The following is a 2,792-nucleotide window of genomic DNA, read 5'->3' on the forward strand; positions in this document are numbered from 1 at the left end:
CAACGGCTATCGCGCTGCCAGGTCACTGAGCAGCGACCCCAAATATTGGGATGTCGTTGTCACCCTTCCCGAACAGCAGTACCTCAAACCAACACCACGCTCAATGCTCAACAAGATGTGGGGGTAGATATGGCACTAAAACGCGATAAGCACGACGCGGTATTTTCTGAGCTTGTGCGCGAGAGAACTAACTGGCAGTGCGACTACTGCGGTAAATATTTTCACCACGACCACGGTAATCTCCATTGCTCCCACTTCAAGTCCCGCCGACACAAGGCGACCCGCTACCATCCCTTCAACGCCTTCGCACACTGCGCTGGCTGTCACCGTAAGTTGGGTGAAGACCCTTATGAGTTCACGATGCACGCCAACATCACTTATGGGGAGATGGTCATTGACCGCGTGGCGCATCTGGCAGCAGTGCCGGTGCGGTTAACGCCGTGGCAGATGGATGAGATTTATCAGCACATGAAAACTGAGCTCAAGCGACTGCGGGAATTACGCGCCGGCGGAAATATCTGGCGAATCGAGTTCACGCTACCACCCTGGTATCAGGAGGGCATTACCTATCGCATGGGGGAAGCGGCATGAGAAAGCGTGTGCGACTGACGGCGGAAGATATTCCGCTTATCCGGGCGCTACTGGACTCCGGTATGCCGGTGGCTGAGGTGGCGAGGAAATTCGAGACCAGCAAGCAGCATATCTACAGCATCAGGAACGGCAAAAACTGGGGGGCGGTAAAATGAGAGATATTCGATACCTGTTGACGGCATGGGGAAACTGGAGCGGCTCACGCATTGGCACCGAGTACAAGGCGGCATGGCACATAGCCGCGTCTAGCAGCGATATCCGGCCCATGCTGTCCGATGAGGACGGGGAGACAGTTGACCGTGCGGTAGGGAGGCTCAAGCACTTCGACCCGCTGGGCTACGATATTGTTGTGGCGTACTACAAAGGGAAGGTGTCTTGCCAGATGATAGGTGAAGCACTGCAACCACATCGCCACCGCACTTATGTGAGCAAAGTGCTAGAAAGGGCTGAAGCCTACATCGCGGGCCGTGTTGCTGAACTTTTGGAGGCAGCTTGACGGAAAATGATATTTGGGTCTATAGTCTTCCCTAGGTGCTCAAAACACCTTACGAACGGCTACCGCACCCGTCAGTCTTGCGGCTTTTTTGTGTCCATATTTCAGATATGGCCGAGTGTGGGTGAATAAAATACCTTCGGGGAATAAGCCCGCTTGCCTTCGTACAAGTTTTGAGCACTTGGCCACCTGAGCCTCTCAGGTTTCCTCTCAAAAAGGATACGAAAATGAGCACTAATATCATTATCTCCGATATCGCCATTCATAGAGACGAACAAGAGCGTTATTCACTGAACGATCTGCATCAAGCATCTGGCGGTGAGGAAAAGGACAAGCCAGCAAACTGGCTGCGCTCCGATAAAACAATTGAATTAATTGATGAAATTCTTAAAGCTCAGATTCGAGCATTTAAACCTGTAGACGCCCGTAAAGGCCGCTACGGAGGTACTTACGTTTGCAAGGAACTAGTCTATTCCTACGCAATGTGGATCAGCGCCTCGTTCGCTCTTAAAGTAATCCGTGCCTATGATGATATAGTTAGTGGTCAGGCATACCAGGTGCGCAAGCAAAACACGGTTCCCGGTAAGCTTACCATAGAGCAGCAGGAGGCTATCAAACAACTGGTGCTCACCCGTGGTAAAAGTGTCCCACATGAACATCAGGGCAAAGCAACCATCACGCTGTGGTCAGCACTGAAAAGTCACTTCGGTTGCAGCTATAAAGAAATTCCCGAAGAGAATTTTACCGAAGCGTTATCTCTTGCCGCTCGAGTACCGATTGACGGTGAATTCATCGGCAGAGCATCTTCACAAAATAGCTTGCCTGCTATCTCTGGCAGAATTGTTCTCGACTATGCAGATGGCAGTGTGACACGGACAGAGGTGGTCGCCTCCAATTGTTTTATAGGGGATGTTGAAACCTTGCTGGAACATTTGGAAAAGCGTGGCGTCGTTGTGCTTACCAACGAAGATGAGCGCCGAAACTTCGTTAAAGAAAATCTGATGCGGTTGATTAACTGATCAAACGATCAGTTAAATGCTTGACGTGAGCACCTGAGCTACATATAATCTCACCATGCTGCGGCAAAGGCGCGCAGGACATGAGGCCTCAACTTTGGTTGGGGCTTTTTATTGATATAAATTAAAATCAGTTGTAAAATATAATAATGATCTCTTAATCGTTATTAATAGGTTATGCCATGATTGTTGATGTAAACAGAAGTGTTCCAGTACAACCTTTCCAAAATACTTCAGCTACATGCCCGGGAGAAATGTCATCCCTCGCTTATAATTTGAATCAGATTTCAAATGATACTGAAAAACATTTACCGGCGAAAATTAGTAAAAGACGAACAGCGGTAAGTCTTAGACCCACCATTACTCCTAAAATGCTTTATCAACAACAGATAGGCCAAATTAGGTTACATTTAGGTAATGTAATTTTTATAAATGACTAATCTATTTTAGTTCTATAAGGCTGCGCTCCGGCGTGGCCTTTTTTATTTCCCCTCAATCACACAGCGCCATCCGAAAAATCGGCGGTGAGGCTATGACACGAATGAGCACTCTCTACAGCAGGCTTTCATACGGAAGCGGGACGGGCTTAATGGGCCTTGGCGCGTCTGCCAGAGCCTACGCCGCATCAACCAAAGAGAGCGTCCTGCTGCTTGCAGATAAGGTTGCCGGGTTAAGCCTTGGTGACTGGGCAA

General features: G+C 49.0%; 4 protein-coding genes and 1 pseudogene. All 5 read left to right on the forward strand.

Translation table 11 applies throughout. The features are described from left to right. Positions 1-591, forward strand: a 591-nt coding sequence (locus tag QZ506_RS13805) for a hypothetical protein (protein ID WP_291971789.1), incomplete at its 5' end; no start/stop codon positions are given. Continuing rightward, positions 588-746, forward strand: coding sequence for a helix-turn-helix domain-containing protein (locus QZ506_RS13810; protein ID WP_291971791.1), 159 nt, complete (start codon positions 588-590; stop codon positions 744-746). The genes QZ506_RS13805 and QZ506_RS13810, both read left to right, overlap by 4 nt. Further along, positions 743-1,087 carry an antiterminator Q family protein gene (locus tag QZ506_RS13815; protein ID WP_291971793.1) on the forward strand — a complete coding sequence of 115 codons (345 nt, stop codon included), beginning with the start codon at positions 743-745 and terminating at the stop codon, positions 1,085-1,087. Before QZ506_RS13810 ends, QZ506_RS13815 begins: the two co-directional genes overlap by 4 nt. Positions 1,088-1,311: 224 nt before the next feature. After that, positions 1,312-2,103, forward strand: coding sequence for a KilA-N domain-containing protein (locus QZ506_RS13820; protein ID WP_291971795.1), 792 nt, complete (start codon positions 1,312-1,314; stop codon positions 2,101-2,103). A gap of 529 nt (positions 2,104-2,632) precedes the next feature. Next, positions 2,633-2,792: pseudogene (locus tag QZ506_RS21655) on the forward strand (holin); the annotation flags it as partial.

It is taken from the genome of Candidatus Symbiopectobacterium sp. (assembly GCF_020054415.1).
GTDB lineage: Bacteria > Pseudomonadota > Gammaproteobacteria > Enterobacterales > Enterobacteriaceae > Symbiopectobacterium.